Source organism: Kribbella sp. NPDC048837 (assembly GCF_055586945.1).
In genome coordinates this window covers 1,496,237-1,510,365 of record NZ_JBVJHF010000002.1, presented here as the reverse complement: position 1 = coordinate 1,510,365, position 14,129 = coordinate 1,496,237, and the positions used below count along the sequence as shown (strand labels likewise).

The 14,129-nt window shown below is 70.6% G+C and carries 16 protein-coding genes; 7 read left to right on the top strand and 9 right to left on the bottom strand.

Translation table 11 applies throughout. The features are described 5' to 3' along the window. Positions 1 to 146: 146 nt before the first annotated feature. A complete protein-coding gene (locus ACZ6O0_RS15205) occupies positions 147 to 320 on the bottom strand; it encodes a CsbD family protein (RefSeq protein ID WP_465765476.1) in 174 nt (57 codons plus the stop codon). Positions 321 to 397: 77 nt separating this feature from the next. Next, on the bottom strand, positions 398 to 1,240 hold the full coding sequence (locus tag ACZ6O0_RS15200) for a hypothetical protein (RefSeq protein WP_465765475.1): 843 nt from the start codon (positions 1,238 to 1,240) through the stop codon (positions 398 to 400). A gap of 139 nt (positions 1,241 to 1,379) precedes the next feature. Between ACZ6O0_RS15200 and ACZ6O0_RS15195 the strand changes: the two genes are divergently transcribed. From ACZ6O0_RS15195 to ACZ6O0_RS15180, 4 genes are all read left to right on the top strand, one after another. Further along, positions 1,380 to 2,753 carry an FAD-dependent oxidoreductase gene (locus tag ACZ6O0_RS15195; protein ID WP_465765474.1) on the top strand — a complete coding sequence of 458 codons (1,374 nt, stop codon included), beginning with the start codon at positions 1,380 to 1,382 and terminating at the stop codon, positions 2,751 to 2,753. Positions 2,754 to 2,833: 80 nt separating this feature from the next. Further along, the gene (locus tag ACZ6O0_RS15190; RefSeq protein ID WP_465765473.1) at positions 2,834 to 3,640 is read left to right on the top strand and encodes an NPP1 family protein; all 807 of its coding nucleotides are present in this window, start codon (positions 2,834 to 2,836) and stop codon (positions 3,638 to 3,640) included. 255 nt (positions 3,641 to 3,895) lie between these two features. Further along, positions 3,896 to 4,558, top strand: coding sequence for a fasciclin domain-containing protein (locus ACZ6O0_RS15185; RefSeq protein ID WP_465765472.1), 663 nt, complete (start codon positions 3,896 to 3,898; stop codon positions 4,556 to 4,558). Positions 4,559 to 4,661: 103 nt separating this feature from the next. Continuing rightward, positions 4,662 to 6,242, top strand: a complete 1,581-nt coding sequence (locus ACZ6O0_RS15180) for a molybdopterin-dependent oxidoreductase (protein ID WP_465765471.1) — start codon at positions 4,662 to 4,664, stop codon at positions 6,240 to 6,242. Positions 6,243 to 6,260: 18 nt separating this feature from the next. On the opposite strand, the gene ACZ6O0_RS15175 is transcribed toward ACZ6O0_RS15180, so the two are convergent. Further along, on the bottom strand, positions 6,261 to 7,034 hold the full coding sequence (locus ACZ6O0_RS15175) for an SDR family oxidoreductase (protein WP_465765470.1): 774 nt from the start codon (positions 7,032 to 7,034) through the stop codon (positions 6,261 to 6,263). 34 nt (positions 7,035 to 7,068) lie between these two features. Beyond that, a complete protein-coding gene (locus tag ACZ6O0_RS15170; protein WP_465765469.1) occupies positions 7,069 to 7,761 on the bottom strand; it encodes a TetR/AcrR family transcriptional regulator in 693 nt (230 codons plus the stop codon). A 148-nt stretch (positions 7,762 to 7,909) separates the two neighbouring features. Here ACZ6O0_RS15170 and ACZ6O0_RS15165 point away from each other — a divergent pair, with 148 nt between their 5' ends. After that, positions 7,910 to 8,293 carry a YrdB family protein gene (locus tag ACZ6O0_RS15165; protein ID WP_465765468.1) on the top strand — a complete coding sequence of 128 codons (384 nt, stop codon included), beginning with the start codon at positions 7,910 to 7,912 and terminating at the stop codon, positions 8,291 to 8,293. Here the strand turns inward: ACZ6O0_RS15165 and ACZ6O0_RS15160 are convergent. Genes ACZ6O0_RS15160 through ACZ6O0_RS15145 form a run of 4 tightly spaced genes read right to left on the bottom strand, consistent with a single transcriptional unit; the run spans position 8,283 to position 11,677 of the window. Continuing rightward, positions 8,283 to 8,933, bottom strand: coding sequence for a CoA transferase subunit B (locus ACZ6O0_RS15160; RefSeq protein ID WP_465765467.1), 651 nt, complete (start codon positions 8,931 to 8,933; stop codon positions 8,283 to 8,285). The genes ACZ6O0_RS15165 and ACZ6O0_RS15160 overlap by 11 nt on opposite strands. 1 nt (position 8,934) lies before the next feature. Beyond that, positions 8,935 to 9,708 carry a CoA transferase subunit A gene (locus ACZ6O0_RS15155; protein WP_465765466.1) on the bottom strand — a complete coding sequence of 258 codons (774 nt, stop codon included), beginning with the start codon at positions 9,706 to 9,708 and terminating at the stop codon, positions 8,935 to 8,937. Beyond that, positions 9,705 to 10,475 carry a 3-oxoadipate enol-lactonase gene (gene pcaD, locus ACZ6O0_RS15150; protein WP_465765465.1) on the bottom strand — a complete coding sequence of 257 codons (771 nt, stop codon included), beginning with the start codon at positions 10,473 to 10,475 and terminating at the stop codon, positions 9,705 to 9,707. Before pcaD ends, ACZ6O0_RS15155 begins: the two co-directional genes overlap by 4 nt. After that, on the bottom strand, positions 10,472 to 11,677 hold the full coding sequence (locus ACZ6O0_RS15145; RefSeq protein WP_465765464.1) for an acetyl-CoA C-acetyltransferase: 1,206 nt from the start codon (positions 11,675 to 11,677) through the stop codon (positions 10,472 to 10,474). Before ACZ6O0_RS15145 ends, pcaD begins: the two co-directional genes overlap by 4 nt. Positions 11,678 to 11,755: 78 nt before the next feature. On the opposite strand from ACZ6O0_RS15145, the gene ACZ6O0_RS15140 reads away from it, so the two are divergent. After that, entirely contained in the window at positions 11,756 to 12,634 is an 879-nt protein-coding gene (locus ACZ6O0_RS15140) for a LysR family transcriptional regulator (protein ID WP_465765463.1), read from the top strand. Here the strand turns inward: ACZ6O0_RS15140 and ACZ6O0_RS15135 are convergent. Next, a complete protein-coding gene (locus ACZ6O0_RS15135; protein WP_465765462.1) occupies positions 12,631 to 13,446 on the bottom strand; it encodes an IclR family transcriptional regulator domain-containing protein in 816 nt (271 codons plus the stop codon). The genes ACZ6O0_RS15140 and ACZ6O0_RS15135 overlap by 4 nt on opposite strands. A 126-nt stretch (positions 13,447 to 13,572) precedes the next feature. Between ACZ6O0_RS15135 and ACZ6O0_RS15130 the strand changes: the two genes are divergently transcribed. Then, the gene (locus ACZ6O0_RS15130; RefSeq protein ID WP_465765461.1) at positions 13,573 to 14,118 is read left to right on the top strand and encodes a flavin reductase family protein; all 546 of its coding nucleotides are present in this window, start codon (positions 13,573 to 13,575) and stop codon (positions 14,116 to 14,118) included. Positions 14,119 to 14,129 lie beyond the last annotated feature (11 nt).

Here is a 14,129-nt window from a genome sequence, read left to right as displayed (position 1 = left end):
CACCACCACAAGCCAACCAAGGACCACGGCCACGCACCGGAAGGCGTTGGCTGCTCGGTAGGCAGCCGACGGTCACCGGCAGAGCTGTCGATGCAGCGGGGTCCCCACTCGAGCGAGTGGGGACCCAGGCCTTCTGGGGCGCGGAGCTAGTCCTTGAACGCGTCCTTCACCTTCTCGCCGGCCTGCTTCAGGTCGGCTTCGGTCTGATCCGCCCGGCCCTCGGCCTGCAGGTCGCGATCGTCGGTCGCGTCTCCGGTCTTCTCCTTGAGCTTGCCCTTGGCCGCCTCCGCGGCGTTCTTCATCTTGTCTCCGACACCCATCGACCTGTCCCTTCAAGAGTTCCGGTGATCGCTACCTGGTGCCCGCGACACGGTGTTCCATGCGCGCGTACTGAAGCTCAGGCCCGGGCTGAGGCGGTGACGGCTGGGCGAGCGTGACGGGACCAGGTGATGAGGGAGGCGAAGAACAGCAGGGTGAAGCCGATCAGCAGCGGCCAGGCGAGTGGCTTCGACGGGTCGAACTCGTCGCGGGCGCGGAATGCGGCGAGCAGCATGGCGGCGATCATGATCAGCTCGACCTCGAGCATCCGCTGCAGCGTCGACCAGCGGGCGTCGTACCAGACGCAGATGCCGGCGGCGCCCAGACAGGACACGGCACCCAGGGTTCGGCAGGACAGTGGGGTGAGCGTCCACGGCCACAGGTCCAGGAACGTCGACGGTGAGAGGAACATGGCGGCGCCTTGCACCAGCGCGAGTACGCCGACGGCCGCGACGACACCACGGACGGACGGTGGGAGCAGGTCGTCCACGGTCCTCGTATGGTCGGCGTACCGCCGGTTCGCCAGCCAGGCAGCGAGGACGAGGATCGGCGCGGCGAAGTACAGGGCCGACCAGATCCAGAAGGCGGCGCTGTCATGGGTGAACTTGTCCCAGTGCAGCACCGTCGCCACCCCGAGAAGCGATGCGAACAACGCGACCGACAGCATCCCCGGCGCGAGAACATGCCACCGCCGTTCGAACGCAGCCCGCACGAAGAAGTAGGCGCCACCGAGGTACGCCGACGCGAGCACCATCGCAGTCATGGTCGGGCGGAGCGGCCACGCCCACAATCGCGCGGTGTGGTGAGGGAACAGGTACAGGATCACGAACCCCGCGACGAGGAACGGCACGATGCACAACGACAGGACCCGTGTGTAGCGCAGCACACGGTCGTCACCAGTCGGTCCAGCACGCGTCGTCATCAGCAGCCTCGTTTTCGACGATCGACCGCGCGGTCTGGCCAGGTCAAGAGGCGCCAGCGGGACGTGAGCGACAGGTAACGCCGGAAGACTCGGCCGAGCACTAGCCTTGAGGGGCAAGCGACGGGGTAGGAGGTGTGCCGTGGCAGCGCCGCGTGGGGGCCGCGTGATTGTTGTCGGCGGCAGCATGGCCGGGCTGCTCGCCGCACGCGCCGTAGCGCAGCAGGCCGCGTCGGTCGTCGTACTCGAGCGCGAGAAGCTCACCGACGCCGTGGAACCGCGCGGCCACGTGCCCCAGGGTCGGCACCTGCACCTGCTGCTGTCGGCCGGGCTGGACCTGCTGAGTGACTGGTTCCCCGGCATCGAGGACGAGTTGGAGTCCCGCGGCGCCGTCCGCGTCGACGGCCATCGGGCGTGGGTGCACCAGGGCGGCGCCTACCGGGCCCGCGGGGACTGGGGCCGGCCGGTGCTGTGCCTGACACGACCACTGCTGGAGTACGTCGTACGCTCCCGGGTGGCCGCCGTACCCGGTGTGACGATCGAGGACGGCGTACTGGTCCAGCGAGCCGCTGTCGAGGATCACCGGGTGACCGGCGTGGTGGCGGACGGTGCCGAACGGACGGCCGACCTCGTCGTCGACTGCTCCGGGCGCAACTCACGCATCGCCCACGACCTCTCGACCTCGGGGCTGCTCGACCCGCCGGTCAGTCGGGTCGGCATCGACATCGGCTACGCGTCCTTCCTGATGCGCCGCTCACCGGGCGACTTCGAGGGCACCTTCGTCGTCTGCATCGACAACCCGGGCTCGTTCCGGGGCGGATCTGTGCTGCCGGTCGAGGGCGATCGTTGGCAGGTGACGCTCGGCGGTGTGCACGGCGATGCACCACCCACGGACGACGAGGGTGTCCGTGCCTTCACCGCGTCACTGCCAAGCCCGGCCATCGCGCAGCTCGTCGATCGCTGCGAGCGCTTGTCGGAGGTCGCGGCTTACCGGTTTGCGTCGAGTCAGCGACGGCACTACGAGAAGGCGGATTTGCTGGAGGGCCTTGTCACGCTCGGGGATGCGGCGTGCAGCTTCGACCCGATCTACGGCCAGGGCATGTCGTCGGCGGCGTTGCAGGCCGCTGTGCTGGGCGACGTGGCCCAGGCTGTCGGAGTGCTCTCGCCGGGACTCCCCCGACGATTCCACCGCAGGGCGGCTCGCGTCATCGACGCACCGTGGCGCATCGCCGTGGGCGGCGACTTCGGCCATCCGGCGACGGTCGGGCCGAAGCCCGCGGGGACCGACCAGCTCAACGGCTACATCCGATTGGTCGTACGCGCGGCGCACGTGTCGGTGCCCGTGGCACGCGCCGTCAACCGGGTCCTCCAGTTGGCAGACCCACCCACCGCGCTGCTGCGTCCCCGGACGATCGCCCGGGTCTTGCGCGAGTCGCGCCGTTCGCCGGCCGCCACCGGCACCGAGGTCCGGCACCCGCGCGTCGGAGCGGAAGGTTCACCCAGCGTCAATCTGTAGACACGTAACGTATATGCCGTAGAGCAGTCCGGGTGTCATCGTCGTGATCGTTCGTTCCCGCCCCCGTGAAAGAGCGAATCATGAATGATCACGACTCCGCCCCGTCCCCCAGACCCCGACGTGGACGCCGCTGGCTCGGCGTACTACTCGGCACCGCGCTGCTGACGGTCACCTCCGCGGCAGCGGCGTACGCGGCTCCTCCTCCGGCCCTGCCCCAGAACGCCGGTGGCTACGAGCAGTCGTTCTCGCCGGCCTACGACTACGACGGCGACGGGTGCTACGCCACCCCGGCCATCGGTGCTGACGGCACCCTCAACCCCGGGCTCAACCCGACCGGTGCCGTCAACGGCAACTGCCGGGACCAGTCCGACCTCGACAACAGCCAGACCTACGCCCGCTCGAAGTGCAACAACGGTTGGTGCGCGGTCGTCTACGCGAGCTACTTCGAGAAGGACCAGGCCCTGCCCGGCAGCAGCCTCGGCGGGCACCGCCACGACTTCGAGCACGTCATCTCCTGGATCAACCAGGCGTCCAACCAGGTCGACTACGTGACGACCACGCAGCACAGCAGCCAGGTGACCTATGCCCGGTCGCAGGTGCGGTTCGACGGGTCGCATCCGAAGGTCGTGTACCACAAGGACGGCGCCAGTACGCACTTCTTCCGGCTGGCCAACAGCAACGACGAACCGCCGGAGAACCACTACCACACCTGGCGCTACCCGCCGCTCGTCGACTGGAACGGCTGGCCCAGCACGGGACTCCGGACCATCCTGATGAACGCCGACTTCGGCTCCGCCACGATCAAGATCACCGACAAGGACGACCGTTTCCGCAACCTCCTCAACGCCTCCAAGCCCAGCGGCATCCCGTTCGACCCCTGGGCCTGATCCCCGGCCCGGCCGTCGACCCATCCGGACCGGCGGCCGGTCCGAAGTTCTGCAGTGGTGCCCGGGCGTGCTGACAGCCCGCCGGCACCAGCCCGGCGGCGGCGTCCTTGGTCAGGGGACGCCGCCGCCGCGCCTGTTGCTGACAGCAATTAATTCTCTCCCCGATCCGACCCATCCGCCGGTGTGACGGCCCCGAATCCCTGGATGTCAGCCGTGAGCGACACCGCTCACGCCCTCACCAGGAAAGAGATCGTCATGTCACGAAAGATCGTCCGCGCCGGCCTCGCCGCGTCTGCTCTGGCCCTCGTCCTCGCGTCGGCGGCGTGTGGCAGCAGCGACGACAACAGCTCCGCGAGCTCGGGTTCGTCCTCGACGACCACCAGCAGTACGCCGTCCGCGTCCAGCTCCATGGACAACGCGGCCGCCGGCCTGGTCGGACCCGGCTGCGCCGACTACGCGAAGGCCAACCCCAACGGCGCCGGCTCCATCGACGGCATGGCCGCCGCTCCCGTGGCGACCGCCGCCTCCGGCAACCCGCTGCTGACCACCCTCGTCGCCGCGGTCTCCGGCAAGCTGAACCCGAAGGTCGACCTCGTCTCGACCCTCAACGGCGGCGAGTTCACCGTCTTCGCCCCGGTCGACACGGCCTTCGCGAAGATCCCGGCCGCCACCATCGACACGCTGAAGACGAACGACGCCCTGCTCTCGAAGATCCTGACCTACCACGTGGTCGCCGGTCAGCTCGACCCGATGGCCGTGGTCGGCACGCACCCGACCGTGGAGAAGCAGAGCGTCACCGTCACCGGATCCGGCGACAGCCTCAAGGTGAACGGCGCCAACGTCATCTGCGGCGGCGTCAAGACCGCCAACGCGACCGTCTACCTGATCGACTCCGTCCTGATGCCGCCGGCCGCCTGACCGGTAGCACCGGACGACCGCAGTCCCGGGTCGGTGTCATCGACCGACAGTTGCCGATGGCACCGACCCGTCTCCACGTCCTCGACGATGCAGGAGCAAGGTCATGTCACTGATGTCGCACCGGCGGATCCGCGCCTCGGTCGGGCACCGCCGGATCCGCGCCGCGCTGGGTGGGCTTGCCGCCGCCGTCGCCGGGCTGGGCCTGGGCGAGCTGACCGCGGCGCTGGCCGGTGGCACGTCGCCGGTGGTCGGGGTCGGGACGCAACTGATCGACCTCGCGCCGGGTCCGGCCAAGGACTGGGCGGTGAAGAATCTCGGCACCGCCGACAAGCCGATTCTCGTCGGCGGGGTGTTGGCGGCCGTGGTGGTGTTCGCGTTGGCGGCCGGTGCTGTCGGAGCATCTCGGCCACGGGTGGCGGTCGGCCTCACGGTCGGCTTCGGCGTACTGGCGATTCTCGCTGCCGCTACGGGACGCACGCTGGCGGCTGATCCGTTCACACGGTTGCTGCCTGGTGTGGTGACGCTGATCGTCGCCACCGGCGGGATGATCCTGATCCTCAGAGCCCTGGGGTCTTCGGCAGATGGTGTCGAGGATCCGGAGCCGGCTTCCGGCGTACCAGGGTTTGATCGGCGGCGGTTCCTGACGACGGCGATGGCATTCGGCGTGGTGGGCGCGGCCGGGCTGGGGGGATCCCGGCTGGTGCCGGGTGGCGTCGACGAGGCGACCCGCAGGGCGGTGAGGATTCCGGCGCCGGGCAGTCCTGCTGGTGTGCTACCGAGCGGGGTGTCCGCGGAGGTGGCCGGGGTGAGCCGGTTCATGACCCCGAACAAGTCGTTCTACCGGGTCGACACACTGCTGACGGTCCCGAAGGTCGACCCGCGGACCTGGGAGTTGCGGGTCCACGGCATGGTCGACCGCGAGCTGCGGCTGAACCTGGCGGACCTGCTCGACCGGCGCCTGATCGAGCGGGACATCACGCTGACCTGTGTCTCCAACGAGGTCGGCGGTCCGTACGTCGGGAACGCCCGCTGGATCGGCGTACCCATCGCGGAGATCCTCCGTGAAGCCGGGGTGCGCGCGGGTGCGGACGCGGTGAAGTCGACGAGTGTCGACGGCCTCACCATCGGTACCCCGATCGCGGCCCTGACCGACGGACGGGACGCGATGTTCGCGGTCTCGATGAACGGCGAGCCGTTGCCGTTCGAGCACGGCTTCCCGGTGCGGATGGTGGTGCCGGGGCTGTACGGGTACGTCTCGGCGACCAAATGGATCGTCGACTTCGAGGTCACCCGGTTCGCGGACTTCAGCGCGTACTGGACCGACCGTGGGTGGGACGTCGAGGCGCCGATCAAGACCGCGTCGCGGATCGACGTACCCAAGGGCTTCGCCACGATCAAGGCCGGGCCCGCGGTCGCGGCCGGGGTGGCCTGGGCCCAGCACCGCGGGATCACCAAGGTCGAGGTCCAGGTCGACAACGGGCCGTGGCAGCCCGCGACGCTCGCGGCCGAGGACTCCATCGACACCTGGCGGCAGTGGACGTTCCGGTGGAACGCGACGCCGGGCAATCACAAGCTCACCGTCCGGGCCACCGACGGCCAAGGACGCCTGCAGACCGCGGACCGTGCCGCACCGCGACCGAACGGATCCAGCGGTCTGCACAACACCGTCGTGATGGTCGAGTAGGCCGATGGCACGGTTCGGTCAGATGGTGGGGGTCAGGCCGCCGTCGATGACGATGTCGGCGCCGACGAGGTTGCCGACCCGGTCGCTGGCCAGGAACACCACCAGGTCGGCGACCTCCTCGGGACGGGTGAAGCGGCCCGACGGGGAAGCCGCGGCGGCCTGAGCCGCGACGTCGCCCGGGTGGGCGCCGACCGCCCCGCCGACCGTTTCGGCGACACCGCCGGCACCCAGCCACAGATCGGTCGCAACCGGTCCGGGGCTGACCGTGTTCACCCGGACGCCGCGCGGCGCCAGTTCCTTGGACAACGACTTGAAGAAGCTGAGGCACGCGGCCTTGGCGGCGCTGTAGTCCACCACCAGCGGATCCGGCAGCGTCGCGTTCACCGAGCACACCGTGACGATGGCACCTGACCGCTCGAGCAGGACGGGCAGCGCGGCGCGGGTCGTCCGCACCGCCGACAGCAGGTCGAGAGTCAGCGTCTCGAGCCAGTCCTCGTCCGTGACCGAGGCGAATCCGTCCGGCCGCGGGCGCACGGCGCCGACGTTGTTCACCAGGATGTCGAAACCACCGGCCCGCGAGATCGCCTCGTCCACGAGCAGCCCCGGACCCTCCGCAGTACCGAGGTCGATCGCCACCGCCTCGACGGGCAACGCGCCGAGTTCGCCGCCGACCGTCCGGGACCCGGTGACGACCTTGACGCCCTCGTCCAGCAGCGCCCGTGTCGTCGCCAGCCCGATGCCCTTGCTGGCACCGGTGACGAGTGCCGTCTTACCGCTCAGGTGAAGATCCATGACCCAACCATGCGCCTTTGAGCTGCTGCTCTTCTCAGAGGGGGTCGGGAAGGCCGAGGACGGCGCCGAGCCGGGCCAGCTGGTGGTCCAGGTGGCCCGGGAACTGGGTGACGGTGTTGGTGAACTGGCCGAAGAGTTCGAGGCTCACCAGGCCGCACAGCGAGGAGTACGCCAGTAGGCCGCGGGCGAGGACCTCCGGTGCCAGCTCGCCGGGTAGTCCGGGGCGCAGGCGGTCCAGCTCGCGGTGGAGAGCTGTCGTCATCGGCGGATCGTCGGGGGTCGGCCTGAGGTCTGCGTCGGCGAGCAGGGCGAGCAGGAGGAAGGGCACGCGGCTTCCGGCGGCCGTTGTGCGCTCCGGTGGCGCGTGATAGCCGGGGACCGGGCTGCCGTAGAGCAGGGCCCATTCGGCCGGGTTCGCGACGGCCCAGCGGCGTACGGCGCGTCCGATGGCCAGCCAGCGACGGCCCGGATCATCGCGGCGGCAGCGGGACTCTGCTGCCTCCACGGCGTCGCCGAAGGCGTTGTACGACTCCTCGATCAGCAGAGTGAGGAGCTCGTCGCGGCTCGGCACGTACCGGTACATCGCCGACGAGACCAGGCCGAGCTCGCGCGCGATCGCCCGCAGGGACAGGCCGGCGGCGCCCTCGCTGGCGAGCTGCTCGTGCGCGATCCGGAGGATGCCCGCCATCGTCTCCTGGTGCCGGCGCTGCCGCGGGGTCTCCGTCATCGGTTCATTGTCGCGGCGGCACCCGGTGCCGGCAACTTCCGAGAGCGGTGCCATGTTCAGAGAGCAGTGCTCTTGCATTTGCCGATCGGATCGTCCACACTGGAAGCAAGAGAGAGCACCGCTCTCGGAAATGTGAGGGAGTGGGACGATGAACGAGATCTGGCGCTGGGGGAATCTCGCACTGGCCTTCGGCGTGGAGCTCGCCGGGCTCGGCATCTTCGCCTGGTGGGGCTGGCGCGCGGGTGAGAGCGTCGTACCGCGGGTGCTGCTGATGATCGGCCTGCCGGTGATCGCCGCTGTCGTCTGGGGCCTGTTCGCCGCACCGACCGCGAACTACGGCAGCCCGGTGGTGACCGCGATCGTCAAGGTCGCGTTCTTCGGCCTGGCCGGCCTGGCCCTGTGGAGCCTCGATCACCGAGTCGTGGCCGCCGCCTTCGTCCTGACCGTCGCCGTGAACCTCATCATCATCCAAGCCGGCAACCTGAACCCCGACCCCCCAGCCGCAACCACCACCACCACGATCACCCGCTGACCGCGCGCTCGGCCACCGTCAGAGGGGCGGCGGTGGCCCGGACGACGTCGTCGACCGTGACTCCCGGGGCGAGCTCGACCAGGTGGAAGGAGTCGCCCACCACGTCGAGTACGGCGAGATCGGTGATCACCCGGTCGACGACGCGGCGGCCGGTCAGCGGGAGGGTGCAGGTGTCGACGAGCTTGGGTTCGCCGGCCCGGGTGCGATGCTCCATCAGCACGATCACCCGGCGCGCACCGCTGACCAGGTCCATCGCGCCGCCCATGCCCTTGACCATGGCGCCGGGAACCATCCAGTTCGCGAGGTCGCCGTACCGCGAGACCTGCATGCCGCCGAGGATCGCGACGTCGACATGACCGCCGCGGATCATCGCGAAACTGGTCGCGGAGTCGAAGTACGACGCTCCCGGCACGACCGTGACGGTCTGCTTGCCGGCGTCGATCAGGTCCGGGTCGACCTCGTCCTCGTACGGGAAGGGCCCGACGCCGAGGATGCCGTTCTCGGCCTGCAGGGTGACGGCCGATCCGGCGGGCAGGTGGCCGGGGACGAGGGTCGGCAGGCCGATGCCGAGATTCACGTACTCGCCGTCGGAGAGCTCGGCGGCCGCGCGGGCCGCCATCTCGTCGCGGGACCACGGCATGTCAGGCCTCCGACCGTGGTCGCGTGGTGCGCTTCTCGATGCTCTTCCGCGCGGCCTGCTCAGGGGTGAGCGGTACGACGCGCTGCACGAAGACGCCGGGCAGGTGGATCTCGTCGGGTTTCAGCACGCCGACATCGACGACCGCTTCGGCCTCGACGATCGTCAGCCGGCCGGCCATCGCCGCCACGGGGTTGAAGTTGCGCGCGGCCGCGTGGAAGACACAGTTGCCGGCCCGGTCGGCGACCGCGGCCCGGACCAGCGCGACGTCGGTGACGATGGCCTCCTCGAGGACCATCTCGCGGCCCTGGATCGTCCGGACCTCCTTGGCCGGCGAGGCCACCGCCACTGTTCCGTCGGGCCCGTAGCGCCACGGCAGGCCGCCCTCGGCGACCAATGTCCCGACCCCGGTCGGGGTGAAGAACGCGCCGATGCCCGAACCGCCGGCGCGCAGCCGCTCGGCCAGCGTGCCCTGCGGTGTCAGCTCGACATGCAGTTCGCCGGCCAGGTACTGCCGGGCGAACTCCTTGTTCTCCCCGACGTACGACGCGATCACGCGGCTGATCCGGCCTTGCTCGAGCAGCAACCCGAGACCGGCACCGTCGACCCCGCAGTTGTTCGACACCACGGTCAGATCCCGGGCGCCTTGCTCGAGCAGCGCCTCGATCAGGAACCACGGGATGCCGGCGAGCCCGAAGCCCCCGACCGCCAGGCTGGTTCCGTCGGGGAGGTCGGCGACCGCGTCGGCGGGCGTCGCGACGACCTTGTCCACACTCATGCCGCATCCTCCTGAAGGTGGGCGACGACGGCCGGCGTCACCAGATCGGGTCGTTGGGCCGCGGCCAGGTGGGCGGCGTCCGGTACGACGAGAAGCTTGCCGTTGGCAACTGAGTTGGCGATGCGCTCGAGCTGCCACGGCGGCGTGGCCGGGTCGTCGGCCCCGGCGATCGCGAGCGTCGGCGCGGTGATCGCCGGCAGGTCGTCGATCAGGTCCATCGTCGCGATCACCTCGCAGCAGGCGGCGTACCCCTCGGCCGGGATCGACGCGACCATCCGCTCGGACTCCGCGCGGACCTGCGGATGCTCGGCCAGCCAGGCCGGCGTGAACCAGCGTTGTACGGCGGCTTCCGCGACGGCCGCCGTACCCTTCGCGCGGACGAGCTCGGCGCGGTCGGTCCAGAGTGAGGGCGGATCGAGCCGGGCGCCGGTGCACAGCACCACGAGCCGATCGACGCGATCGGGATTGCGAGCCGCCAGGCGCAGGCCGGTCATGCCGCCGAGCGAGAGCCCGACGAGGTGCGCCCGCGCGACACCGAGGTCATCGAGAAGTACGACGACGTCGTCGGCGAGGTCGTCGATGGTGTACGGCCCGGGCGGTACCGGGGACCGGCCGTGGCCGCGGGTGTCGAACCTGATGACGCGGAACCGCTCCTCCCACTCGGCGAGGTTGACATCCCACATCTCCCAGGTCGAGCCGAGCGAGTTGGCCAGGAGCACAGCCGGCCCATCGGGCCGACCGCTGACAGTGTGGGCGACCGTCGTCATCGGACCGCCTCGAAGACGGCCGCGATGCCCTGGCCGCCGCCGATGCAGATGGTCTCCAAGGCGTAGCGGCCTTCGCGGCGGTGGAGCTCGTGGGCCAGCGTGGCCAGGATTCGCGCGCCGGTCGCACCGAGCGGATGCCCGAGGGAGATGCCGGAGCCGTTGGGGTTCAGGCGCTGGTCGACAGGGTCGATCTTCCACTCGCGCAGGCAGGCCAGGACCTGGGCGGCGAAGGCCTCGTTGAGCTCGATCAGGTCGAGGTCGTCGAGGGTGAGTCCGGCCCGGGCGAGGGCCGCGGCGGTGGCGGGGACGGGACCGATGCCCATCACCTCGGGTCCCACGCCGGCGACCGCCCAGGAGCGCAGGGCGACGATTGGGCGGAGACCGCGGCGTTCAGCCTCGTCCCGGGTGGTGACGACGCAGACGGCGGCGCCGTCGTTCTGGCCGCTCGCGTTGCCGGCGGTCACGGTGGCATCGGGGTCGGTCTTGAGCATGACGGGCCGCAGCCCGGCCAGGCTTTCGAGGGTGGTGTCCGGTCGAGGATGCTCGTCGGCGGTCACCAGCGTGCTGCCGCGCCGGCCCGGCACCTCGAGCGGGACGAGTTCGTCGGCGAAACGGCCCTCGGCCTGGGCGGCCACGGCGCGTTGATGGGACCGGAGTGCGAACTCGTCCTGCTCCGCGCGCGAGATCCCGTACTCGCGGCGTACGTTCTCGGCCGTCTCGACCATGCCGCCCGGGACCGGATGGTACTTGCCGCCCGCGGTCTCGCGGGCGCGGATGAGCCGGTCGTGCAGCTCGACACCACCGCGCACGCCGGTGCGCAGGCCGAGGGCGTAGTGCTCGACCTGCGACATGGATTCGGTGCCTCCGGCAACAACCAGTCCGGCCGCGCCGGTGGCGACCATGCCGGCCGCGGAGAGCACGGCTTGCAGGCCCGAGCCGCAGCGGCGGTCGATCTGCAGGCCGGGCACCGCCGTACCGAGTCCGGCGTCGAGTGCGGCGACCCGGCCGATCGCCGGGGCTTCGCCGTTCGGGTAGCACTGGCCGAGGACGACGTCGTCGACATCACCTTCGCGCAGGCCGGTCCGGCGGACCAGTTCGGTGAGCGCGGCGGTGGCCAGGTCGGCCGCGGACAGCGCCGCCAGCGCGCCGCCGAAGCGTCCCACCGGAGTACGGATCGGCTCACAGATCACCACGTCGCTCATGCCCTCGACGGTAGGCCGGGAAGACCCATATGGAGAAATACTCATTTACGCTCGATCGAGACTCTGCGAGTATGAATCGTGGAACTGCGCCATCTGCGGTACTTCGTCGCCGTCGCCGAGGAGCGGCACTTCGGGCGCGCCGCGGCACGGCTGCACATGGCCCAGCCGCCGCTGTCCCAGCAGATCCGCCGGCTGGAGACCGAGCTCGGCGTGCAGTTGCTCCGGCGTACGACGCGACGCGTCGAGCTCACCGCCGCCGGTGAGGCCTACCTGGTGCGGGCCCGCCAGATCATCGCCGCCGTCGCATCGGCCGCGGGCGAGGCGCAGCGGGTCGCGGCCGGGCTGCAGGGACGACTCGTGATCGGGTGCGTCGGCTCGGCGACGTACAGCCTGCTGCCGCAGCTCGTGCGGACGTTGCGCGACGAGCTTCCGGACGTCGAGGTCTCGGTCCAGGGCGAGATGCTCGCCCCCGACCAGGTCGGCGCACTGCTGGCCGGGCGGATCGACCTCGGTCTGCTCCGCCCGCCGGTCGACGAGGAGGCGCTGCGGCTCCAGGTGCTGCGGGCCGATCGGCTCATCGTCGCGCTCCCCGACGGACATCACCTCGCCGCGCGGGAACGCCTGCGGCTGAAGGATCTGGCCGGCGAGGACTTCGTCATCCACGCCGGCGGTGGGCGGTCGGTCATGCACGACACCGTGCTCGCGCGCTGCCGGGAGGCGGGCTTCGAGCCGCGGATCAGGCACGAGGTCGCCGAGACGTCGACGCTGGTGACCTTCGTCGCGGCCGGGCTGGGGATCGCCGTGGTGCCCGCGCCGGTGGCCGAGCTGTTGGTGCCTGGCGTGACGTACCGCGCGCTGGCCGGGAAGGCGTCCGTCGAGCTGGCTGCGGCGACCCGGGCCGACGACCAGGCTCCGCACCTGATGCGGGCCTTGGCCGTCCTGACGGCTTCGGTCTAGAAGAACCCGTCGCGCGGTGCCGCGCCGAGCCGGCGGACCCCGCCGAGCAGGCGGAGGTCCTCCGCGATCGCGGCCGCGGTGTCCTGCATGAGCGGGACGATCTTCTCGACGATCTGCTCCGCCGTCATCCGCCCCACGGTCGAGGAGTAGGCGAGCGCCGCGAGTACGCCGCCATCCGGTGAGCGGACCGGGACCGCCGCGGACAGCAGCCCGTCCTCGAGCTCCGACTCGACCACGGCGTACCCGTCCTTCCGGACCTGGTGCAGCGCATCGCGGTACTTCGTCGGATCCGTGATGGTGCGTTGCGCGAGGCGCCGCAGTCCGGCCCCGATGACCGCGTCGACGACCGACGCGTCCGCCCACGCGGTCAGCACCCGGCCCATCGACGTCGCGTGCGCCGGGACCCGGCTGCCCACGTCGACGGAGACACTCATGATCCGGCGCACCTGGACGCGGGCGACGTACACGACCTCGGTGCCGTCGAGCTGCGCCAGCGACGCGGACTCCTGGGTCGCCTCCGCGAGCCGGAGCAGATGCGGCTGGGCGGTCTCCACGAAGCCGTGCGTCGCCGCGTAGTGCTGGCCGATCGTCAGGACCCGTGGCGTCAGCGTCCACCGGCTGCCCGTCGCCGCGACGTACCCGAGCCGTTGCAGCGTCAGCAGGATCCGGCGGACGGCAGGCCGCGACAGGCCGGTCGCCGACGCCAGCTCGGCCAGCGTCGGGTTCGGCCGATCGGCGTCGAACGCGAGCAGTACGGCGAATCCGCGCTCGATGCTCTGCACGTAGTCGCGCTCGCTCCCCTCCCCAGTCATGCGGGTCATTCTCCTCCACGAAAAGTTGTTGAGCTCTTGACAGTCGCCCGGCCGGACTCCATGGTCTTGTCGTACGCCAAGCGTACGAGCTGTACGCAGAGCGTACACCCCAGGAGGTTACCGCAGATGGACCCGCGAGAGCTCCGCAACGCGTTCGGCCAGTTCGCCACCGGCGTCACCGTGGTGACGTGCACGAGCGACGAAGGCCGTCCGCACGGCGCCACCGTCAACGCCTTCACCGCCGTCTCGCTGGAGCCGGCGCTCGCCCAGGTCACGCTGAACCGCACCGCGAAGGCGTGCCAGTACCTGGACGGCAAGCCGTTCGCGATCAACGTGCTCGCCCATGACCAGCTCGACGTCGCCTGGCACTTCGCCGGGCGTCCCGCGGACCGCGCGCCCGGCTGGGTCGACGGTCCCCTCGCTCCGCTGCTCGAGGGTGCGGCCACGACGATCTCGTGCCGGCCGTGGCGGACGTACGACGGCGGCGACCACCTCATCGTGATCGGCGAGGTGGACGCGGTCGGGATCACCGCCCGGGACCCGCTGCTCTTCCACGGCGGCCGGTTCCGCTACCTCGGTCCGGTCGAGACCCATTGGTCGGGATCACTGGACTGCCCCGAGCGCGGCTGGTTCGACGCCGCCGCGGTCTTCACCCCGCTTGCCCTGGCCTGAAAGGACTTTCG

Bases quoted from the DNA above. Each gene is read 5' to 3' on its own strand.
- ACZ6O0_RS15205 (WP_465765476.1), bottom strand. From the start codon at position 320: ATGGGTGTCGGAGACAAGATGAAGAACGCCGCGGAGGCGGCCAAGGGC.
- ACZ6O0_RS15200 (WP_465765475.1), bottom strand. From the start codon at position 1,240: ATGACGACGCGTGCTGGACCGACTGGTGACGACCGTGTGCTGCGCTAC.
- ACZ6O0_RS15190 (WP_465765473.1), top strand. From the start codon at position 2,834: ATGAATGATCACGACTCCGCCCCGTCCCCCAGACCCCGACGTGGACGC.
- ACZ6O0_RS15185 (WP_465765472.1), top strand. From the start codon at position 3,896: ATGTCACGAAAGATCGTCCGCGCCGGCCTCGCCGCGTCTGCTCTGGCC.
- ACZ6O0_RS15180 (WP_465765471.1), top strand. From the start codon at position 4,662: ATGTCACTGATGTCGCACCGGCGGATCCGCGCCTCGGTCGGGCACCGC.
- ACZ6O0_RS15175 (WP_465765470.1), bottom strand. From the start codon at position 7,034: ATGGATCTTCACCTGAGCGGTAAGACGGCACTCGTCACCGGTGCCAGC.
- ACZ6O0_RS15170 (WP_465765469.1), bottom strand. From the start codon at position 7,761: ATGACGGAGACCCCGCGGCAGCGCCGGCACCAGGAGACGATGGCGGGC.
- ACZ6O0_RS15165 (WP_465765468.1), top strand. From the start codon at position 7,910: ATGAACGAGATCTGGCGCTGGGGGAATCTCGCACTGGCCTTCGGCGTG.
- ACZ6O0_RS15160 (WP_465765467.1), bottom strand. From the start codon at position 8,933: ATGCCGTGGTCCCGCGACGAGATGGCGGCCCGCGCGGCCGCCGAGCTC.
- ACZ6O0_RS15155 (WP_465765466.1), bottom strand. From the start codon at position 9,708: ATGAGTGTGGACAAGGTCGTCGCGACGCCCGCCGACGCGGTCGCCGAC.
- pcaD (WP_465765465.1), bottom strand. From the start codon at position 10,475: ATGACGACGGTCGCCCACACTGTCAGCGGTCGGCCCGATGGGCCGGCT.
- ACZ6O0_RS15145 (WP_465765464.1), bottom strand. From the start codon at position 11,677: ATGAGCGACGTGGTGATCTGTGAGCCGATCCGTACTCCGGTGGGACGC.
- ACZ6O0_RS15135 (WP_465765462.1), bottom strand. From the start codon at position 13,446: ATGACTGGGGAGGGGAGCGAGCGCGACTACGTGCAGAGCATCGAGCGC.
- ACZ6O0_RS15130 (WP_465765461.1), top strand. From the start codon at position 13,573: ATGGACCCGCGAGAGCTCCGCAACGCGTTCGGCCAGTTCGCCACCGGC.